Raw genomic sequence first — 19,206 nt, forward strand, 5'->3', positions numbered from 1 at the left:
GCCAGCCTTTGCACCTTGATCCTCCGCATGGCCGGCGGCTCGCCGAAGGTCCAGCTTGTGCACCTTGTCGGGCCCGGTTAGCCCGACGCATAATCGATCAACGATCAAGTCGGCTCGCCGGTGACCTGCGCTCGGCTTGCCGTATCTGGAGGGAAACATGTCCGAGAAGATCTACGACGTCCCCGCGGAATGGGCCAAGCGTGCCTGGGTCGACCAGGCCAAGTACAAGGACATGTACGCCCGCTCGATCTCGGACCCGAATGCGTTCTGGGCGGAGCAGGCCAAGCGCATCGACTGGATGCACGCGCCGACGAAGATCGAGAACGTCTCTTTCGCGCCCGGTAACATCTCGATCAAATGGTTCGAGGACGGCGTCCTCAACGTCGCCCACAATTGCATCGACCGGCATCTCCACAAGCGCGCCAACCAGACCGCGATCATCTGGGAAGGTGACGATCCCTCGCAGTCGAAGCACATCACCTACAAGGAGCTGCACGACGAGGTCTGCCGGATGGCGAACATCCTGCGCACCCGCAATGTCAAGAAGGGCGACCGCGTCACCATCTACCTGCCGATGATTCCGGAAGCGGCCTATGCGATGCTGGCCTGCGCGCGGATCGGCGCGATCCACTCCGTGGTGTTCGCCGGCTTCTCGCCCGACAGTCTCGCCCAACGCATCAACGACTGCCAATCCAGGGTGATCATCACCGCCGACGAAGGCCTGCGCGGCGGCAAGAAGGTGCCGCTCAAGGCCAATGTCGACGCGGCGCTCGCCAAGGCCGACGGCGTCGACTGGGTCGTCGTGGTCAAGCGCACCGGCGGCAAGATCGACATGAACCCGACGCGCGACCTCTGGTATCACGAGGCGGCGGCGATGGTGACGACGGAATGCCCGGTCGAGCACATGCATGCCGAGGATCCGCTCTTCATCCTCTACACCTCCGGCTCGACCGGCCAGCCCAAGGGCGTGTTGCACACCTCCGCCGGCTATCTCGTGTTCGCCGCGATGACGCATCAATACGTCTTCGACTATCACGACGGCGACATCTACTGGTGCACCGCCGACGTCGGCTGGGTCACCGGCCACAGCTACATTCTCTACGGGCCGCTCGCCAACGGCGCGACCACGCTGATGTTCGAGGGCGTGCCGAATTATCCGGATAATTCGAGGTTCTGGAACGTCATCGACAAGCACAAGGTCAACATCTTCTACACCGCGCCAACCGCGATCCGCGCGCTGATGCAGAGCGGCGACGAGCCGGTGAAGAAGACTTCGCGCGCTTCGCTCCGCCTGCTCGGCTCGGTCGGCGAGCCGATCAACCCGGAAGCCTGGGAATGGTATCACCGCGTCGTCGGTGACGACCGCTGCCCGATCGTCGACACCTGGTGGCAGACCGAGACCGGCGGCATCCTGATCACGCCGCTGCCGGGCGCGACCAGATTGAAGCCGGGCTCGGCGACGCAGCCGTTCTTCGGCGTGGTGCCCGAGATCGTCGATGCCGACGGCAAGGTGCTGGACGGCGAGACCACGGGCAATCTCTGCCTGACGCGGTCATGGCCCGGCCAGATGCGCACGGTCTATGGCGATCACGCCCGCTTCGAGCAGACCTATTTCTCGACCTACAAGGGCAAATATTTCACCGGTGACGGCTGCCGGCGCGACGCCGACGGCTATTACTGGATCACCGGCCGCGTCGACGACGTCATCAACGTCTCCGGCCACCGCATGGGTACGGCCGAGGTCGAGAGCGCGCTGGTGGCGCACGAGAAAGTGTCGGAGGCCGCGGTGGTCGGGTTCCCACACGACATCAAGGGCCAGGGCATCTACGCCTATGTCACCCTGATGGCCGGCATCGAGCCGAGTGAGGAGCTACGCAAGGAGCTCGTCACCTGGGTGCGCAAGGAGATCGGCCCGATCGCTTCTCCCGACCAGATCCAGTTCGCGCCCGGTCTGCCAAAGACCCGCTCCGGCAAGATCATGCGCCGCATCCTGCGCAAGATCGCCGAGGACGAACCGGGCAGCCTCGGCGACACCTCGACGCTCGCCGATCCCGCCGTGGTCGATGATCTCGTCAAGAACCGGCAGAACAAGAAGTCGGCGTAGCAGGACTCTCGTGCCCCGGACGCAGCGCAACGCTCCTTGAGCGGTGCGCTGCACCTGCCTTGCGCGTCGAAGACTCGCGTAAACGCGCCTACGGCGCTGCCCCGCGTCCGGGACACGAAATCGCATCCCCGCCAAAGCCCCCGAGACAACGGCCGTTCACATCCTCACGCATTCGTCAGAGCGCTCTGCGGCACGCCTGCATCTTTCCGGCCGAGTGTTGTTTTCTTGTCATTTACTTTATTTCGAACATTTCCTTTGTTCCCTCTGCTGGCTGGCCCTTGGCGGCCGTGCGTGGAAACCATCCGGTTAACAGGCGCGGTTAAGAATATCGGGGCGCGGCGCCAATTGCCGGGTTTTGCGTAATTTTGGACGGTCCGTTCGGGGCAAGGGGAAAATCGATGTCAATGAGGATTGCTGTGGCGGTCGCCGCCACCGTTTCGGCAGGGGTCTTGATGTCGACGGCGGCGCAGGCGCGGCCGGAAATGGTGGGGGCGCACCTGGCCGATTATTCGCCGGGCACCATCGTGGTCAAAACCAACGAGCGTCGGCTTTATCTGATCCTCGATAACGGCCACGCCGTGCGCTATCCGGTTGGTGTCGGCAAGTCCGGCAAGCAATGGGCCGGCACCACCCGCATCGACGGCAAGTACCGCAATCCGGCCTGGTCGCCGCCCGCCGAGGTGAAGCGCGACAAGCCGACCATCCCCGACGTCATTCCGGGCGGCTCGCCGCGCAATCCGATGGGTGTTGCGGCGATGACGCTGGCCGGCGGCGAATACGCGATTCACGGCACCAACGTGCCGGGCTCGATCGGCGGCTTCGTCTCCTATGGCTGCATCCGCATGCTCAACGACGACATCACCGATCTCTATGGCCGCGTCTCCGTCGGCACCACGGTGGTCGTGACGCGCTGATCTCTGGAATCAACAAGCCGAGACACCAGAGCCGCGTCTTTCGACGCGGCTTTTTCGTTACCAGAAGCGCCAGCTGCGCGCGCACCAGCCATCGCGGTGGCCGCCATTGTAGCTCCGCGCGTAACCGCCGGCGAGCATCGCCGCAGATACGTCGGCCGTACGCTTCGTTGCGACGTTAGCGAGGATGCGCCCATATTTGTCGGGGCCGAGGTTGGTGATCGTGACATCGCCCTGGCGGAGCAGATCGCGCAGCGCAGCGCTCGCCGCTTCGGCCTTGTCGAGTTCTTCCCGGCATGAGGCCTTCATTTCCGGCGCATCGATGCCGCGCAGGCGAACGCGCGCGGCAAGAACGCGTCCATCGCGCTGGCGCACGCGGGCAAGGAAGGTATCGCCGTCGATCGTGCGAATGACATCGACCGGCTGACGAATTTTCGGATCGGCCTGCAGAATGATTTCGGCATCCCGCGATTGACCATCGGTCGCATGCGGGAAGGGCCAGTTCATCCCGTGCCGGAACGCGAACACCACGGCCACCACGATTCCGACCACGAACATCCACGGCAACAGCCCTGAGAACCGGCGGCCAAACGGCGAGCCGCTATACGAAGGCCGATAGGGATGGCTGGGGTCGAAACGCGACATCCGCGCACGCTAGGGCTGAGTCGGGCAGTCCGGCAAGACAGCTCAACAGCAAGCTTCAGAAATCCGAGGCGATGCCTTTGCGCTCCCAATCGCCGTAGCGGGTCGGTTCGGGTCCCTTCGGTCCCTGCAATTCCTTCGGCGCCGACTTGGCGCCGTCCCTGGCATGCGCAGCCGCGGCCTGCCGGCGCGCCTCGGCTTCGGCCAGCGCGCGCTGGGCGGCCGGCGTGAGCTGCTTGCGATCGGGAACGGAGGGCTGGTCACTCATCGTGTGGGTTCCTAGCGCAGGATCGGAACGCGCGCGACGTCCAATAAAGCATTGCTGAAATGGTCGTGACGGGATGTAAACGCCAGAGACCATTCTTACATTTGGCATATTCGCGTGCCAGAGATCGATTTGTCTAGGCATGCGCCCCTTCGGCGGAACTGCCGCTCGCTAAGAACCTTAAGCCGCATGCCATCTCAACGTTTCGCCCCTCCGTCCGAAGTGCCTGGTCTTGCGGCGCGGCGGATCGCCGCCGATATCGTCGACAGCGTGCTGCACAAGCACCGCACGCTCGATGAGCAGCTCGACGGCGCTGGCGCCCATCCCGGATTGAAGACGCTCGCCGATCGCGACCGTGCGCTGATGCGCCGCCTGGTTGCGACTGTGCTGCGCCGGCTCGGCACGCTCGGCCATGTGCTGTCCCGCCTGCTCGACAAGGGCATTCCCTCCGACGCGCCGCGGGCGCAGAGCGCACTGCTGATCGGAGCCGCGCAGATCCTCTGGATGGACGTCCCCGATCACGCCGCCGTCGATCTCTCCGTTCGCCTCGTGCAATCCGACCGGCGCGCCGCGCGCTATGCTGGCCTCGTCAATGCCGTGCTGCGCCGCTGCGCGCGCGAGGGCCAGGCGCTGGTCGAAGAAGTCGCCGCGCAATCGCTGGACCTGCCGCCATGGCTGCTTGCGCGCTGGAGCGCGCATTATGGCGAGGCGACCGCAAGGGACATGGCGCTGGCGCTCGGCCACGAGCCGTCGCTCGATCTCACCGTGAAATCGGACCCCGCGCAATGGGCGAGCCGCCTGCACGGCGAGACACTGCCGACCGGGACGGTGCGGATGCTGCTGCATGGGTCGGTGACCATGCTGCCCGGCTTTGCCGAAGGACAATGGTGGGTGCAGGACGCCGCCGCCGCGCTGCCGGCCCGGCTGTTCGGCGACATCAAGGGCAAGTCCATTGCCGATCTCTGCGCCGCCCCCGGCGGCAAGGCCGCGCAACTGGCGCAGGCCGGCGCGCATGTCACGGCGATCGACCGCTCGCCCGCCCGGGTGGCGCGGCTGCGCGAGAATCTGGCGCGTTTGTCGCTCCAGGCCGAGACCGTCGTCGCCGACGCCGCGGAATGGGCCGGCCCTGCCGAAGGTTTTGATGGTATCCTGATCGACGCGCCCTGCACCTCGACCGGCACGATCCGCCGTCATCCCGACGTGGCCTGGCTACGGCAGGAGTCCGACATCGCCGCCCTGACCACGCTCCAGCAGCGGCTGCTGAAGAAATCCGTCTCGCTGCTCAAGCCGGGCGGGACGCTGGTCTACTGCACCTGTTCGCTGGAACCCGAAGAGGGCGAGCAGGCGATCGCCGCGCTGCTGGCCGCGGAGCCCGCGCTTCGCCGGGTCCCGGTCGAGGCTTCCGAGGTGTCGGGGCTGAACGAGATCGTCACCGCCGAGGGCGATTTGCGTACCCTGCCCAGCCATCTGCCGAACGCCGATCCCAAGCTCGGCGGGCTCGACGGATTTTTCGCGGCCCGGCTCGTTAAATCCTGATTTTGCACCGGATTTTCCCGCCCCGTCGCTGATTCGCGCCGTTCAAGGTGGTGTCAGCCGTCCGATTTTGGGATTAATAAGGATTCGTCGGAATCCTCTCCCCCTTCAAGGCAAGGCGTGTCGGTCGCTCAACGCAGACGTATCTCGACGCTGGTGATGAACCGCTTCGCGCGGAACATGCTCGCGCGCGCGAGCGGCGGTTCCGTTGCGCTGTCGCGGGTCTGGCCCGGCCGCACCGACCGACTGATCATAGCGCCGCATGATCTTCGCACCGCGGATGCGACCCGCGCCGCCGAGATCTATGCCGGCCGCTTCGTCTTCGCCGGCAAGATCGTCAATTGTCACGGCCGCTCGATCTTCGATCTCGAGCCGCCGTCGGAGGATTGGGAGGTTGCGCTGCTCGGCTTCGGCTGGCTGCGCCATCTGCGTGCCGCCGACACCGCGCTGACGCGCGCCAATGCGCGCGCGCTGGTCGAGGACTGGATCGCCAACCCCGCCAACAAGCGTCGTGCCGTCGCCCGGCGCGCCGACGTGCTGGCGCGACGCGTGATCTCGCTGCTGTCGCAGGCGCCGCTGGTGCTCAACGACACCGACAACAAATTCTACCGCCGTTACTTGCGCGCCCTCGCGCGCGAGATCCGCTTCCTGCGCTACACCATGGTCAACATCCCGGACGGGGTGCCGAAGCTCCAGGTGCTGATCGCGTTGTGCTACGCGGCGCTGTGCCTTGCCAACCAGGCGCGCCAGATCCGCAGCGCCTCGAAAAAGCTGTCGGACGAATTGCAGCGACAGATCCTGCCGGACGGCGGCCACATCTCCCGCAACCCGGGCGCGCTGATCGAGCTCCTGATCGACCTGCTGCCGCTGCGGCAGACCTTTGCCGCGCGCAACATCGCGCCGCCGCCGGCGCTGCTCAACGCGATCGACCGCATGATGCCGATGCTGCGCTTCTTCCGGCACGGCGACGGCAATTTCGCGCTATTCAACGGCATGAGCGCGACGCCATCGGACCTGCTCGCCACGCTGCTCGCCTATGACGACACCCACGGCGCGCCGATGGCTAACATGCCGCATACCGGCTTCCAGCGCCTCGACGCCGGCCAGACCACCGTGATCATCGACACCGGCCCGCCGCCGCCGGCCGGTGTCAGCCACGACGCCCATGCCGGCTGCCTGTCGTTCGAACTCTCATCCGGCATCAGCCGCATCGTCACCAATTGCGGCATGCCGACCACCGGCCGCGACAATTGGCGGCCGTTCGCGCGCGGCACCCCGGCGCATTCGACGCTGACCTATCACGACACCTCGTCATGCCAGTTCGTGGAGATGTCGGCGATGAAGCGGCTGTTGCACGGCGCGCCCGTCACCAGCGGCCCCGTCGAGGTCGAGAGCTATCGCGAAATCGTGCAGAACGGCACGCTGCTCACGACCTCGCATGACGGCTACTTGGCCAAGTTCGGCGCGATCCATCGCCGCGCACTGATGATCGCCAATGACGGCGCGCGCATCGACGGAGAGGACACGCTGTCGCCGCCGCAAGGCGGGCGCTTCAAGGGTGCCGACGCCGATTTCGCAGTGCGCTTCCATTTGCATCCGGCGGTGAAGGCGAGCCGGCTGTCCGATGCCCGCGGCGTCATGCTGGTGCTGCCGAACCGCGACGTCTGGACCTTCGAGGCCTTGGACGACAAGGTCGACCTCGAGGACAGCGTGTTCCTGGCCGGCAATGACGGGCCCCGCCGCACCGCGCAGATCGTGATCCGCCAGGATGCGCGCCAGGCGCCCTCGATCCGCTGGAGCTTCGTGCGCTCCACCGCCTCGCCCGCAGTCACCAATGCCCGCAGGAATGCGCGTCGGGAGCCGGAACTTCCGCTGTAAACGCGCACGATTCGGCCCCATCTCGTCGTTGTGAAAGCGGGCGAAAACTGCTATCGAGCCCTCGCTCGCGCGACTGGCGACCTTGGATGGAGCACCATCGGGAAGCGCGGGACATAGAAGCCGCGCGCCTGGGCATAGACACTCCTTAAGACAGAGGATCTTGCTCATGACTGACCACCCCCGCCGCGTCACCCGCGCTCTTCTCTCCGTCTCCGACAAAACCGGCCTGATCGAGTTCGCCAAGGCGCTTGCCGCGCATGGCGTCGAACTGGTTTCGACCGGCGGCACCGCCAAGGCAATCGCCGCCGCCGGGCTGAAGGTGAAAGACGTCTCGGAGCTGACCGGCTTCCCCGAGATGATGGACGGCCGGGTCAAGACGCTGCATCCGAAGGTGCATGGCGGCCTGCTCGCGATCCGCGACAACAAGGACCACACGGAGGCGATGAAGGCGCACGGCATCGCGCCGATCGATCTCCTCGTCGTCAACCTCTATCCGTTCGAGGCGACCGTCGACAAGGGCGCCGGCTTCGAGGATTGCATCGAGAACATCGACATCGGCGGTCCCGCGATGATCCGCGCCGCCGCGAAGAACCATGACGACGTCGCCGTCGTGGTCGAGGCGCAGGACTATCAGGCCGTGCTCGACGAGCTCGCCGCCAACGACGGCGCGACCACGCTGAAGCTGCGCCGGCGCCTTGCCGCAAAGGCCTATGCGCGCACCGGCGCCTACGATGCCGCGATCTCGAACTGGTTCAACCGCCAGCTCGAGATCGACGCGCCCGACTTCCGCGCTTTCGGCGGCAGGCTGATCCAGTCGCTGCGCTATGGCGAGAACCCGCACCAGACTGCCGCGTTCTATGCGACACCCGACAAGCGCCCGGGCGTTTCGACCGCGCGGCAGTTGCAGGGCAAGGAGCTCTCCTACAACAACATCAACGACACCGATGCGGCCTATGAATGCATCGGCGAGTTCGACGCCAAGCGCACCGCGGCCTGCGTCATCGTCAAGCACGCCAACCCCTGCGGCGTCGCCGAGGGATCCGACCTCGTCAGCGCCTATCGCAAGGCGCTAGCCTGCGATTCCACCTCCGCCTTCGGCGGCATCATCGCGATGAATCGCGCGCTCGACGCCGACACCGCGCGCGAGATCACGAAGATCTTCACCGAGGTGATCATCGCGCCCGACGCCAGCGAGGAGGCGATCGCCATCATCGGCGCGCGCAAGAATCTGCGCCTGCTGCTCGCCGGCAGCCTGCCCGACCCGCGCGCCCCCGGCCTCACCGCCAAGACCGTGGCGGGCGGTCTGCTCGTGCAGAGCCGCGACAACGCCGTCGTCGACGACATGACCTTCAAGGTCGTGACCAAGCGCGCCCCTGATGATGCCGAGATGCGCGATCTCAAGTTCGCGTTCCGTGTCGCAAAGCACGTCAAGTCCAACACCATCATCTACGCCAAGGATCTCGCCACCGTCGGCATCGGCGCGGGCCAGATGAGCCGGGTGGATTCAGCGCGCATCGCAGCGCGTAAGGCCCAGGATGCGGCGGCCGAGCTGAAGCTCGCCGAGCCGCTCACCAGGGGCTCGGTGGTGGCGTCGGACGCGTTCTTCCCGTTCGCCGACGGCATGCTCGCCTGCATCGAGGCCGGCGCCACCGCCGTGGTGCAGCCCGGCGGCTCCATGCGCGACGACGAGGTGATAAAGGCCGCCGACGAGCACGGCATCGCCATGGTGTTCACGGGAACGCGGCACTTCAGGCACTGATTGATCAGCGGTAGCCCGGATTCGCTTCGCGAAATCCGGGCTACGAAGCGCGGCTACTCTCGCACCCGCATCAACAGCCCCAGCCCCGCGACGAAGAACACGACCAGCACGGCCATGCCGGCCTTCTGGCTCGCCGTCACCGCGGTGATCATGCCGACCAGCAACGGACCGATGAAGGACGTGACTTTTCCCGTCAACGCGAACAGACCGAAATACTGCGCGATGCGGTCCTTCGGCGCCAGACGAATGAGAAGTGTGCGTGAAGCCGCCTGGAGCGGACCGCCGGCCGCGCCGATCAGGCAGCCCAGCACGAGATAGGCGCGCTCTGCGGCGCTCGAGAACAGAGGCGCGCCCGGCTGGGGGGCTGCGACCTTGACGAACAGCACGCTGTCCTTGTCGACCAGAAGGATCGCCGCCACCGCGAGCAGGAGGAGCAGCAGGCTGCCGGCAATGACGCGCTTCGGGCCCAGGGAATCGTCAAGCTTGCCGCCAAGCCATGCGCCGAACGTGCCCGCGATTGCGAGCATGATGCCGAAGGTGCCGATCTGGATCGTGTGCCAGCCGAACGTGCCCGCGGCATAGATGCCGCCAAAGGCAAACAGCGACACCAGGCCGTCGGTGTAGATCATGTTGGCGAGCAGAAATGCCGCAAGCGATTGCTGCTTCGGCAGGCTTCTGATCGATTGCTTCAGCTCCGACAGACCCTCGTGCAGCGCCTCGCGCACCGGGCGCTTCGCCGGATAATCCGGCGTGAAAAGAAACATCGGGGTCACGAAGATGATGAACCAGAGCCCGGTCAACGGTCCGGCAGCGCGGTCGCCCTGATGGCTGGCGGGATCGAGTCCGAACAGCGGCGTGAGGCCGAGCAGCGTGCGGCCGGTTTCGGGATTGGCGGCGAGCAGGCCGAGCACGATGATCAGGCTGACGATACCGCCGATATATCCGGTCGCCCAGCCGGTGCCGGAGAGCCGGCCGATCCGCTCCGGCGGCACCAGGGTCGGCATCATCGCGTTATTGAAAACGGTGGCGAATTCGGCGCCGACGCTGGCGAGCGCGACAGCGGTGAGCAGCGGCGGAATGATCGAGGGATCGCCGGGCCTGCCGATCCATAGCATGCAGGACGCGAGCACCAGCACCGCACCGAATCCCGCGATCCACGGCTTCCTGCGGCCAGAGGCATCGGCGATGGCGCCCAGCACCGGCGACATCAGCGCGATCGCAAGGCCCGCGGCGGCCATCGCAAAGCCCCACAGCGATTGGCCGGTCGCCGGATTGGGCGCAATGCTGGTGGCGAAATACGGCGCGAACACGAAGGTCGTGATCAGCGTGAAATAAGGCTGCGCGGCCCAGTCGAAGAAGATCCAGCTGACGACGGCGGCGCGCGGCGGATAGGTCCGCTCGGTGCCAGCCACGCGCGTGTCCGAGGCGATCGTCGTCACCATTGATGTCCCATCACAAACAGTTTTGCCCCTCTTGGCGCAAACGGTATAGCATTATGGCGACGCGTGTGAATTGCCGGGGCCACGACGGAAGTTTGATGATGTCGTCATTTTCGACACGGCGGACATTTCTCGCCTTCATTGCCACTCTGGCGTTCGCTGTTCCGGCCGCGACCGCGCAGGATGCGCGGCGGGCCTATGTGCCGCCCGCACTCGATACAGTGCACGCCGTTCCCGCCGAGCACGGCATGGTGGTGGCGCAGGAGAATATCTCTGCGCAGGTCGGCGCCGATATCCTGCGGCGTGGCGGCAATGCGGTCGATGCCGCGGTCGCCACCGGCTTCGCCATGGCAGTGACCTATCCGCGCGCCGGCAATATCGGCGGCGGCGGCTTCATGGTGATCCATTCCGCCGAGCGCAACGAGGACATCGCGATCGACTATCGCGAGACCGCGCCGGCTGCGACCACGCCGCAGATCTTCCTCGGCGCTGACGGCAAGCCCGACGCTGCCAAATCGCGAGATTCCGCGCTCGGCGTCGGCGTGCCCGGAACCGTCGCAGGTCTTGCGCTGGCTCTTGAAAAATATGGCTCGGGCCAGTTCACGCTGGCGCAATTGCTCGAGCCCGCGATCGCGCTTGCCCGCGATGGCTTCGTCGTCAGCGACGACATCGCCGACACTTTGCCGGGCTGGCACCGGCGACTGGCACGCTGGCCTTCTTCGGCCAAGATATTCTCGCGGCCTGATGGTACGCCGCTCGGCGAAGGCGACCGGCTGGTGCAGACCGATCTTGCCGAAACGCTGTCGGCCATCGCCACACAGGGCCCGCGCGGCTTTTATGACGGCGCGGTCGCGGACAAGCTTGTCAGGGCCATCTCCGACGCCGGCGGCATCATGACGTTGGCCGATCTGAAGACCTATCAGCCGGTGATCCGCGCGCCGGTGCGCGGCACTTATCGGGGCTATGACATCGTGTCGATGCCGTTGCCATCGTCCGGCGGCGTGGTGCTGGTGGAGACGCTCAACATCCTCGAAGGTTTCCAGCTCGCCGATTTGAAGCAGGGCTCGCCGGCCTCGCTGCATCTGCTGATCGAGGCCATGAAGCGCGCCTATGCGGACCGCGCGCGCTATCTCGGCGATCCTGCCTTCGTCAACGCTCCGATCGAGACGCTCACCGCCAAGGACTACGCCGCCAAGCTGCGGGCAACCATCTCCGCCGATCGCGCCACGCCGTCGAAGGAGCTCGTTTCCGCCGCCGCCGCGCCGCGCGAGGGCAGCAATACCACGCATTTTTCCATCGTCGACAGCCGCGGCAACGCCGTCAGCAACACCTATACGCTGAACTTCAGCTACGGCGTTGGTCTCGTCGCCGAGGGCACCGGCGTGCTGCTCAACAACGAGCTCGACGATTTCACTGCGGCGGTCGGCGCTTCCAATGCCTACGGCCTCGTCGGTTACGAGGCCAATTTGCCCGGGCCCGGCAAGCGGCCGCTCTCGTCGATGTCGCCGACGATCGTGCTGAAGGACGGCAAGCCGGTGCTAGTGACGGGCTCGCCCGGCGGCAGCCGCATCATCTCGACCGTGCTCCAGGTGATCGTCAACGTGCTCGATTACAAGATGGACGTCGCGGCCGCCGTGGCCGCGCCACGGCTGCATCACCAATGGCTGCCCGACGAGGTGCGAGTCGAGCGCGGCTTTCCCGACCCTGTCCTGTTCGAGCTAAAGGCGATGGGTCATCTCGTGGTCGAGCCGATGGGGCAGACATCGGCCAATTCGATCGCGGTGACGCCGAACGGTCCGCTCGGCGCGCCCGATCCGCGCACCCGCGGCGCGGAGGCGGCGGGACAATAGCACCTGAGCCGGGCGCCGGGCTTTTGAGACAGGCTGCGGCGTGATATCGACGCAGCCTCCGATTTCATGACGAGCTTCCATGAAACGTTTCTTTCGTATCTCAGCCGCGCTCGTTGCGCTGGCGCTGCTGACAGCCGTCGCGCTCAACTTCATCTACCGGCCGGGCGACGCGATCCGGGTCGCGACCGGCTTCGTCGCGCACAACGTTTGCAGCAAGACCTTCGTCTCCGGCCTCGACCCGCAGGCCGTGTTCGCGGAGACGACCGAGCGCGACGGCATACGCCGCCTGCGCCCGCTGATGCGGCTTGATCTCGATCGCGCAGCGAAGACGGCCGACGTCACCGTGCTCGGAGGCTTTCGCAGCCACGCGATCTTTCGCGACGGCTTTGGTTGCGTGCTGCAGCATGGGACGACCATGCCCTATCTGCCGAAGATCGACCTCGTCGCGGCGAAGACGCCGAAGGCACCACCGCTGCTGCCCGACATCGCCGACGATGCCGTGGTCGAGCCCGGCGATCCCGCGCTCAAGGCCGCGCTCGACCATGCCTTCGAGGAGCCGGCGACGCCACCGTTCCGGCGCACCAAGGCCGTGGTCGTGGTGCGCGACGGCCGGGTGATCGCCGAGCGCTATGCCGCGGGCATCGGCGTCGAAACCCAGCTGCTCGGCTTCTCCATGACGAAGTCCGTCATCAACGCGCTTATCGGCATCATGACACAGCGGGGCCAGACCAGCCCGTCGATACCGGCGCCCGTGCCGGAATGGCGCAGCGCCTCCGATCCCCGCCGCGAGATCGAGGTCGAGCATCTCATGCGGATGACGACGGGTCTCGCGCTGGACGAGACCAACAGCGGCTTCGATCCATCGAGCCAGATGATTTATCTGCACGACGACATGGCGGGGTTCGCGGTACAGGCTGCGCTGATCGCGCCGGTCGGCCGTCGCTGGCACTATTCGAGCGGCACCACGCAGATTCTCGCGCGCATCGTCCGCGACGGCACCGGAGGCGTCGAGCGGAGCCTCGCCTTCGCCTGGCGCGAATTGTTCAATCCGCTCGGCATGCGCCACGTGACGCTGGAGCTCGACGGTACCGGCACGATCCAGGGCACCACCTACATGCTGGCGAGCGCACGGGACTGGGCCCGCTTCGGCCTGCTCTATCTCGACGATGGCGTGATCGCTGGCAGGCGCATCCTGCCCGAGGAATGGGTAGATTTTTGCGCGGCGGCCACGCTCGACGCCGACTATGGCGCCGGCTTCTGGACCAACCGCAGCGAACACGAACATGCGAAGGGCCGGGTCCGCGCCGGCATTCCGCGCGATGCGTTCTTCGCCTCCGGCGATCTCGGCCAGCGCGTCATCATCATCCCCTCGCAGCGCATGGTGGTCGTGCGACTTGGCGATTCCGTCGATCCAAGCGGGGACATCCGCGGCGTGGCACGGCTGATCAAGGAAGTGATCGAGGCCGTGCGATAGGCCTTACCGCCCCACCTGGTACGGCCCGCCCTTTTCCAGCGCTCTGGCGTAGGCCGGCCGCGCATGGATGCGCTCAAGGAACGCCATCGCCTTGGGATGGCCGAGCTCGAGCCCGCCCCGCGCCTGGGCAGCTTCGAGCGGAAAGCTCATCTGGATATCGGCGGCGGTGAACTCGTTGCCGGCGAACCACTCGGTCTTTCCGAGCTCGCCTTCCCAATAATCCATGTGCTGCTTCAGCTGCGGATTGACCATCGCGGTGAGCGCCTGGTTCGAGACCTTGCGCACCAGCGGACGAAGCAGCGCCGGCGCGCGCTTCGGCATCAGCGTGAACAGCAGCTTGAGCAGCAGCGGCTGCATCGCCGAGCCCTCCGCATAATGCAGCCAGTAGGTGAAGCGCAGCCGCTCCGGCGTGTTCGGCGGCGGGATCAGCCGGCCGTTGCCGTAAGTGGCGATGAGATATTCGATGATCGCGCCTGATTCGGCGATGGTGTTGCCGTTGTCGGTGATGACGGGCGACTTGCCGAGCGGGTGGATGGCGCGCAGCTCCTTCGGTGCGCGCATGTCGGGCTGGCGCTGATAGCGCACGATCTCATAGGGCACACCCAACTCTTCGAGCAGCCACAGCACGCGCTGCGAGCGGGAATTGTTGAGGTGGTGAACGGTCAGCATCGCGCGGTCCTTGGGGCTGGGCGTGGTCGGTCGGCCGCGCCGTTCGTGCCAGCCCGGGACCGCAATGTCGAGCCATCCGGTCGGATATTTTAACCCGGGTATATTGACGTTGATAATTTACCCGGATATTAAATGGGCCAAAGGTCAACAAAGATGGCAATGATTTCGATGCAAAGGACTTTCACCGCCTTCCAGGGCACGCGCCGCCTGGCGTCCGGGCCGGCAGGAGAAGTCGCGCTGGTGGTCAAGCGGATGGCACCGCGGCCGGACGAGCCCATCATCATCTTCGAGGACGGCACGGGCCGATCGATCGACTTCGATCTGCGCGGCGGGGATCGCGAGGTGCTGGCGCGGCTGGCAAAGCTCGTCCCGCCTCCGGTGGAGGAGACCGCAGCACCGAGCGAACCGCGCGGGCGCGGCCGGCCGAAGCTCGGCGTGGTCGCGCGCGAGGTGACGCTGTTGCCGCGGCACTGGGAGTGGCTCAGCGCACAACCGGGCGGCGCCTCAGTCGCACTGCGAAAACTCGTCGACGAAGCGCGCCGCGCAAGCGGCGACAAGGACCGCGAGCGGCAGGCGCGCGATGCGGCCTATCACTTCATGTCGACCATGGCCGGCAACCTGCCGCAGTTCGAGGAGGCGTCGCGGGCGCTGTTCGCGGACGACCGGCGGCGTTTCACCGGACTGATCGCGGACTGGCCCACTGACATCCGCGACCACATCGTCAAGCTCGCCTACAGCGACTGCGCCTAGGCGCACCGCTCTTTCTCTACCCCATCGACGGCCGAGCCGCGCCTTGTGCGGCAACGGCTTCGCTCGCCCTGTTGAAAGGCCAATCCATGTCCGCCGCCACGCCGCTCTGGAAAACATTCTTCCGCTTCCTCGCACCGCTGATGCTGAGCAACGCGCTGCAATCGCTGTTCGGGACGATCAGCAACGTCTATCTCGGCCAGATGATCGGCGTCGACGCGCTGGCGGCGGTCTCGGTGTTCTTCCCCATCATGTTCTTCCTGTTCGCCTTCGTCATGGGGCTGAGCACCGGCGCCACGGTCCTCATCGGCCAGGCCTTTGGCGCGGGCGAGCGCGGCAGGATCAAGGTCGTCGTGGGCACGACGCTCGCGATCGGCCTGCTGCTCTCGATATCCGTCGCGCTCGTCGGCGGCCTGTTCAGCCGGCAATTGATGACGGCGCTCGCCACGCCCGCGGACATTCTCGACCAGGCCAGCGCCTATGCCCGCGTCATGCTGCTCACGATGCCGCTCGGCTTCGTCTTCCTGCTGATGACGGCAATGATCCGTGGCGTCGGCGATGCGCTCACGCCGCTGCTGGCGCTGGCGTTGTCGACCGCAATCGGCCTGATCCTGACGCCGATGCTGATCCGCGGTTCGTTCGGGCTGCCGGTGACCGGCATCACCAGCCCGGCATGGGCAGCCGCGATTGCCAACGCGCTGACGCTGATCGCGCTGGCGATCCATCTGCTGCGGAAGAAACATGCGCTAGCCCCGGACGCGGCAATGCTGCGTCATCTGCGGCTCGATCGCGCCATGCTCGGAAAGATCCTCGGCGTCGGGCTGCCGAGCGCCATCGGCATGGTGGTGATGGCGATCGCCGAGCTGGTGCTGCTCGGCCTCGTCAACGGCTTCGGCTCGAACGCCACCGCCGCCTACGGCGCCGTCAACCAGGTGATGGGCTACACGCAGTTCACGGCGATGTCGATTTCGATCGCAGTCTCGATCCTCGGCGCGCAGGCGGTCGGCGGCGGCGACAGGGCGCGGCTCGACGGTATCGTGCGCACCGGCCTCGGGTTCAACATCGTCCTGACCGGCGGCCTGGTGACGCTGATCTATCTCGCGCCGCGCGCCGTGCTCGGCATCTTCATCACCGACGATGCCGTGCTCGAACTGGCGAAAGGCCTGCTTCGCATCGCGCTGTGGAGCTCGGTGCCGTTCGGCCTCGCGACGGTGTTTTCAGGCGCGATGCGCGCGGCCGGCGTGGCGCTGACCCCGATGCTGCTCGCGATCTTCGCCATCGTGGCGATCGAGCTGCCGGCCGCGGTGATTCTCAGCCGCACCATCGGCCTTCAGGGTGTGTGGGCCGCCTATCCGATCGTGTTCTGCGCCATGTTCCTTTTGCAGATGGGCTATTACCTTCTGGTGTGGCGCAAGCGGACGATCCGGCGTCTGATCTGACGGGATCATCAAGGTATTATGACCATCATTAAACGGTGGACCTGTGGCGCGCGCTGCGCCACAATGGATCAAAAGCGTCGTCAGGGAGAACGATTTTGACCCGCACAGCCCCGCAGTTCCTGTTCGATTTCGGCAGCCCGAACGCCTATCTCAGCCATCTGGCGATCCCGGCGATCGAGCAGCGCATCGGAGTCAAATTCGAGTACGTTCCGATCCTGCTCGGCGGCATCTTCAAATCGACCAACAACAAGTCACCGGCCGAGACGCTCGCCGGCGTCAAGAACAAGCGCGAATTCCAGGCGGTCGAGACCGAGCGGTTCATCAAGCGCTTCAAGGTCCAGCCCTACGTCTTCAATCCCAACTTCCCCGTCAACACGCTGAACCTGATGCGCGCCGCGATCGCGGCACAGCTTGAGGGCGTGTTCGAAAAATACGTCGAGGCCGCCTTCCACCACATGTGGCGCGAGCCGAAGAAGATGGACGATCCGGACGTCGCGGCGAAGGCGCTGGCGTCCTCCGGTCTCGATGCCCAAAAGCTGTTCGCCCGCGCCCAGGAGCCCGAGGTCAAGGGCAGGCTGATCAAGAACACCGAGGAGGCGGTCGCGCGCGGCGCGTTCGGCTCGCCGACCTTCTTCGTCGGCAACGAGATGTTCTTCGGCAAGGAGCAGTTGCGCGAGGTCGAGGAGATGGTGTCGGGGAAATAGCCACTCATTCCCCAGCGACAGAATGTGACCGCGGCAGCATTCTGGATTGCTTCGCTTCGCTCGCAATGACGACTATGATAGACCGCCAATAGCAATAGCAATAACAAGGACAATCCCATGCGCATCCTCGTGGTCGGCGCCGGCGCCATCGGCGGCTATTTTGGTGGCAGGCTGTTGCAGGCCGGCCGCGACGTAACCTTCCTGGTCCGGCCGCGCCGCGCCGCCGAACTTGCGAGCGCCGGCCTCGTCATCAAGAGCCCGAACGGCGACGTGACCTTGAAAAATCCGCCGACCGTTCAGGCCGACAAGCTCAGGGACAAGTTCGACATCGTGCTGCTCAGCTGCAAGGCGTTCGACCTCGATGACGCCATCAATTCGTTCGCTGCGGCGGTCGGGCCTGATACAGCGATCATTCCGATGCTCAACGGCATGAAGCATCTCGAGATCCTCGACCGGAAATTCGGCGTCGAGCGCGTGCTCGGCGGTCTGTGCGCCATCGCCGCGACGCTGAACGAGAAGCGCGAGGTGGTGCAGCTGCAGCCGATGCAATCGATCAATTACGGCGAGCGCGACGGCAAGCTGTCGGATCGGGTCAAGGCGATCGACGAGGCGTTCAAGAGCGGCATCAATGGCGCCACCGCCAGCCAGAACATCATGCAGGACATGTGGGAAAAGTGGGTGTTCCTGTCCTCGCTCGCAGCGTCCACAAGCCTGATGCGCACCTCGGTCGGCAACATTCTCGCTGCCCCCGGCGGCAGGGATTTTCTGCTCGGCATGCTGGACGAGACCAGCGCAATCGCCACCGCGTCGGGCTACACGCCGGGAGGGCCGTTCTTCGAGCGCGTGAAGGGCAATCTCACCACCGAGGGCTCGCCGATGACGGCCTCGATGTTCCGCGACATCAAGGCTGGCCTGCCGGTCGAAGCCGATCACGTCATCGGCGACCTGATCGCGCGCGCCGATGCCGCCAAGGTGCCGGTGCCGAAGCTGCGCATCGCCTATACGCATTTGAAGGCGTATGAGAAGCAGCGGGCGGGGTAGGTCGTAACCCCGCACTCCGCATTATTTGAAGTACGCGAGATAGTGCGAGACGGCGGTGATTTCCTCGTCGCTCATGTGATAGGCGACGTCGGCCATCGCAGCGCCGCCGCCGCCGACGCGTTGACTGCTCTTGTAATCATGCAGTGCCTTGACGAGGTATTCCTCGCGCTGGCCCGCGAGCCGCGCGACGGCCTTGGTGCCGGCGAAGCTATCCGTATGACATGAGGCGCAGCGGCGGCCGACGGCCACTTGCGCGCCCTTTTTCGACAGGTCCGGATCCTTGTCCTCCGCCGCTGTCGGCGGCGCCATCGCCGCGAAATAGGCGCCGAGATTGCGGACGTCCTCGTTGGTGATTTGCTCGGCGATCGGCTGCATCTGCTCGTTCTTGCGCGAGCCGGCGCGGAAGAACACGAGCTGCCACTGGATGAATTGATCCGGCTGGCCGGCGAGCGAGGGAATGTTCTCGGTCTGCGAGATGCCGTTCTCGCCATGGCAGCCGGCGCAGACCGCGGCCTTCTCCTTGATCGCGGCGTTGTCCGCGGCGTGAGAAGCCGGCGTGAGCAGAAGCGCCGCCGACAGCAGTCCGAACCGAACAATCCGCATCGATGATTTCTCCCGACTGTCGTTGCCGGGCGCAGGCCCGGCAATCCATCCCATATTCAAGGAGTTTTCTTGTTTGATGGATGCCCGGATCAAGTCCGGGCATGACGAACGTGTTCCACTACAAGCCTGCCGCACGGCGTGAAAAAGG

16 protein-coding genes and 1 riboswitch are annotated in these 19,206 nt (G+C 65.7%); of the genes, 11 read left to right on the plus strand and 5 right to left on the minus strand.

Annotated features, from left to right (window positions below; all coding sequences use genetic code 11):
• Positions 1-157 precede the first annotated feature (157 nt).
• Together acs and NR187_RS21025 are read left to right on the plus strand one after the other, a co-directional pair.
• Complete coding sequence (acs, locus tag NR187_RS21020; protein ID WP_211383717.1) at positions 158-2,104, plus strand: acetate--CoA ligase; 1,947 nt, start codon at positions 158-160, stop codon at positions 2,102-2,104.
• A gap of 398 nt (positions 2,105-2,502) precedes the next feature.
• On the plus strand, positions 2,503-3,018 hold the full coding sequence (locus tag NR187_RS21025) for a L,D-transpeptidase (protein ID WP_211383718.1): 516 nt from the start codon (positions 2,503-2,505) through the stop codon (positions 3,016-3,018).
• 57 nt (positions 3,019-3,075) lie between these two features.
• On the opposite strand, the gene NR187_RS21030 is transcribed toward NR187_RS21025, so the two are convergent.
• Together NR187_RS21030 and NR187_RS21035 are read right to left on the minus strand one after the other, a co-directional pair.
• A complete protein-coding gene (locus NR187_RS21030; protein WP_211383719.1) occupies positions 3,076-3,660 on the minus strand; it encodes a thermonuclease family protein in 585 nt (194 codons plus the stop codon).
• Between the two features lie 55 nt (positions 3,661-3,715).
• Positions 3,716-3,925, minus strand: a complete 210-nt coding sequence (locus NR187_RS21035) for a DUF1674 domain-containing protein (RefSeq protein WP_211383720.1) — start codon at positions 3,923-3,925, stop codon at positions 3,716-3,718.
• Positions 3,926-4,111: 186 nt separating this feature from the next.
• Between NR187_RS21035 and NR187_RS21040 the strand changes: the two genes are divergently transcribed.
• From NR187_RS21040 to purH, 3 genes are all read left to right on the plus strand, one after another.
• Entirely contained in the window at positions 4,112-5,458 is a 1,347-nt protein-coding gene (locus NR187_RS21040) for an RsmB/NOP family class I SAM-dependent RNA methyltransferase (RefSeq protein ID WP_256807450.1), read from the plus strand.
• Positions 5,459-5,614: 156 nt separating this feature from the next.
• Entirely contained in the window at positions 5,615-7,333 is a 1,719-nt protein-coding gene (locus NR187_RS21045) for a heparinase II/III family protein (protein ID WP_211384208.1), read from the plus strand.
• A 59-nt stretch (positions 7,334-7,392) separates the two neighbouring features.
• Positions 7,393-7,474: riboswitch (ZMP/ZTP riboswitch) on the plus strand.
• Between the two features lie 25 nt (positions 7,475-7,499).
• Positions 7,500-9,092: a bifunctional phosphoribosylaminoimidazolecarboxamide formyltransferase/IMP cyclohydrolase gene (purH, locus tag NR187_RS21050; RefSeq protein ID WP_211383722.1), complete on the plus strand. Its 1,593-nt coding sequence runs from the start codon at positions 7,500-7,502 to the stop codon at positions 9,090-9,092.
• 53 nt (positions 9,093-9,145) lie between these two features.
• Here the strand turns inward: purH and NR187_RS21055 are convergent, their stop codons facing one another.
• Positions 9,146-10,531, minus strand: a complete 1,386-nt coding sequence (locus tag NR187_RS21055; protein WP_211384209.1) for an MFS transporter — start codon at positions 10,529-10,531, stop codon at positions 9,146-9,148.
• A gap of 98 nt (positions 10,532-10,629) precedes the next feature.
• On the opposite strand from NR187_RS21055, the gene ggt reads away from it, so the two are divergent.
• Entirely contained in the window at positions 10,630-12,381 is a 1,752-nt protein-coding gene (gene ggt, locus NR187_RS21060) for a gamma-glutamyltransferase (protein ID WP_256807452.1), read from the plus strand.
• Positions 12,382-12,460: 79 nt separating this feature from the next.
• Positions 12,461-13,855 (plus strand): serine hydrolase, encoded by a 1,395-nt coding sequence (locus tag NR187_RS21065; protein ID WP_256807453.1) that lies wholly within the window; start codon positions 12,461-12,463, stop codon positions 13,853-13,855.
• Between the two features lie 3 nt (positions 13,856-13,858).
• On the opposite strand, the gene NR187_RS21070 is transcribed toward NR187_RS21065, so the two are convergent.
• A complete protein-coding gene (locus NR187_RS21070; RefSeq protein WP_256807454.1) occupies positions 13,859-14,524 on the minus strand; it encodes a glutathione S-transferase family protein in 666 nt (221 codons plus the stop codon).
• A 153-nt stretch (positions 14,525-14,677) separates the two neighbouring features.
• Here NR187_RS21070 and NR187_RS21075 point away from each other — a divergent pair, with 153 nt between their 5' ends.
• The 4 genes from NR187_RS21075 (at position 14,678) to panE (ending at position 18,455) form a co-directional block, all read left to right on the plus strand.
• Positions 14,678-15,274 carry a DUF2239 family protein gene (locus tag NR187_RS21075; protein ID WP_256807455.1) on the plus strand — a complete coding sequence of 199 codons (597 nt, stop codon included), beginning with the start codon at positions 14,678-14,680 and terminating at the stop codon, positions 15,272-15,274.
• Between the two features lie 86 nt (positions 15,275-15,360).
• Positions 15,361-16,710 carry an MATE family efflux transporter gene (locus NR187_RS21080; protein ID WP_256807457.1) on the plus strand — a complete coding sequence of 450 codons (1,350 nt, stop codon included), beginning with the start codon at positions 15,361-15,363 and terminating at the stop codon, positions 16,708-16,710.
• 95 nt (positions 16,711-16,805) lie between these two features.
• A complete protein-coding gene (locus tag NR187_RS21085; RefSeq protein WP_211383728.1) occupies positions 16,806-17,414 on the plus strand; it encodes a 2-hydroxychromene-2-carboxylate isomerase in 609 nt (202 codons plus the stop codon).
• 117 nt (positions 17,415-17,531) lie between these two features.
• Entirely contained in the window at positions 17,532-18,455 is a 924-nt protein-coding gene (gene panE / locus NR187_RS21090; RefSeq protein WP_211383729.1) for a 2-dehydropantoate 2-reductase, read from the plus strand.
• A gap of 21 nt (positions 18,456-18,476) precedes the next feature.
• On the opposite strand, the gene NR187_RS21095 is transcribed toward panE, so the two are convergent.
• A complete protein-coding gene (locus NR187_RS21095) occupies positions 18,477-19,058 on the minus strand; it encodes a cytochrome c (protein WP_256807458.1) in 582 nt (193 codons plus the stop codon).
• Positions 19,059-19,206 lie beyond the last annotated feature (148 nt).

The sequence above is a fragment of the Bradyrhizobium sp. Bra64 genome (assembly GCF_024519875.1).
Lineage (GTDB): Bacteria > Pseudomonadota > Alphaproteobacteria > Rhizobiales > Xanthobacteraceae > Bradyrhizobium > Bradyrhizobium japonicum_G.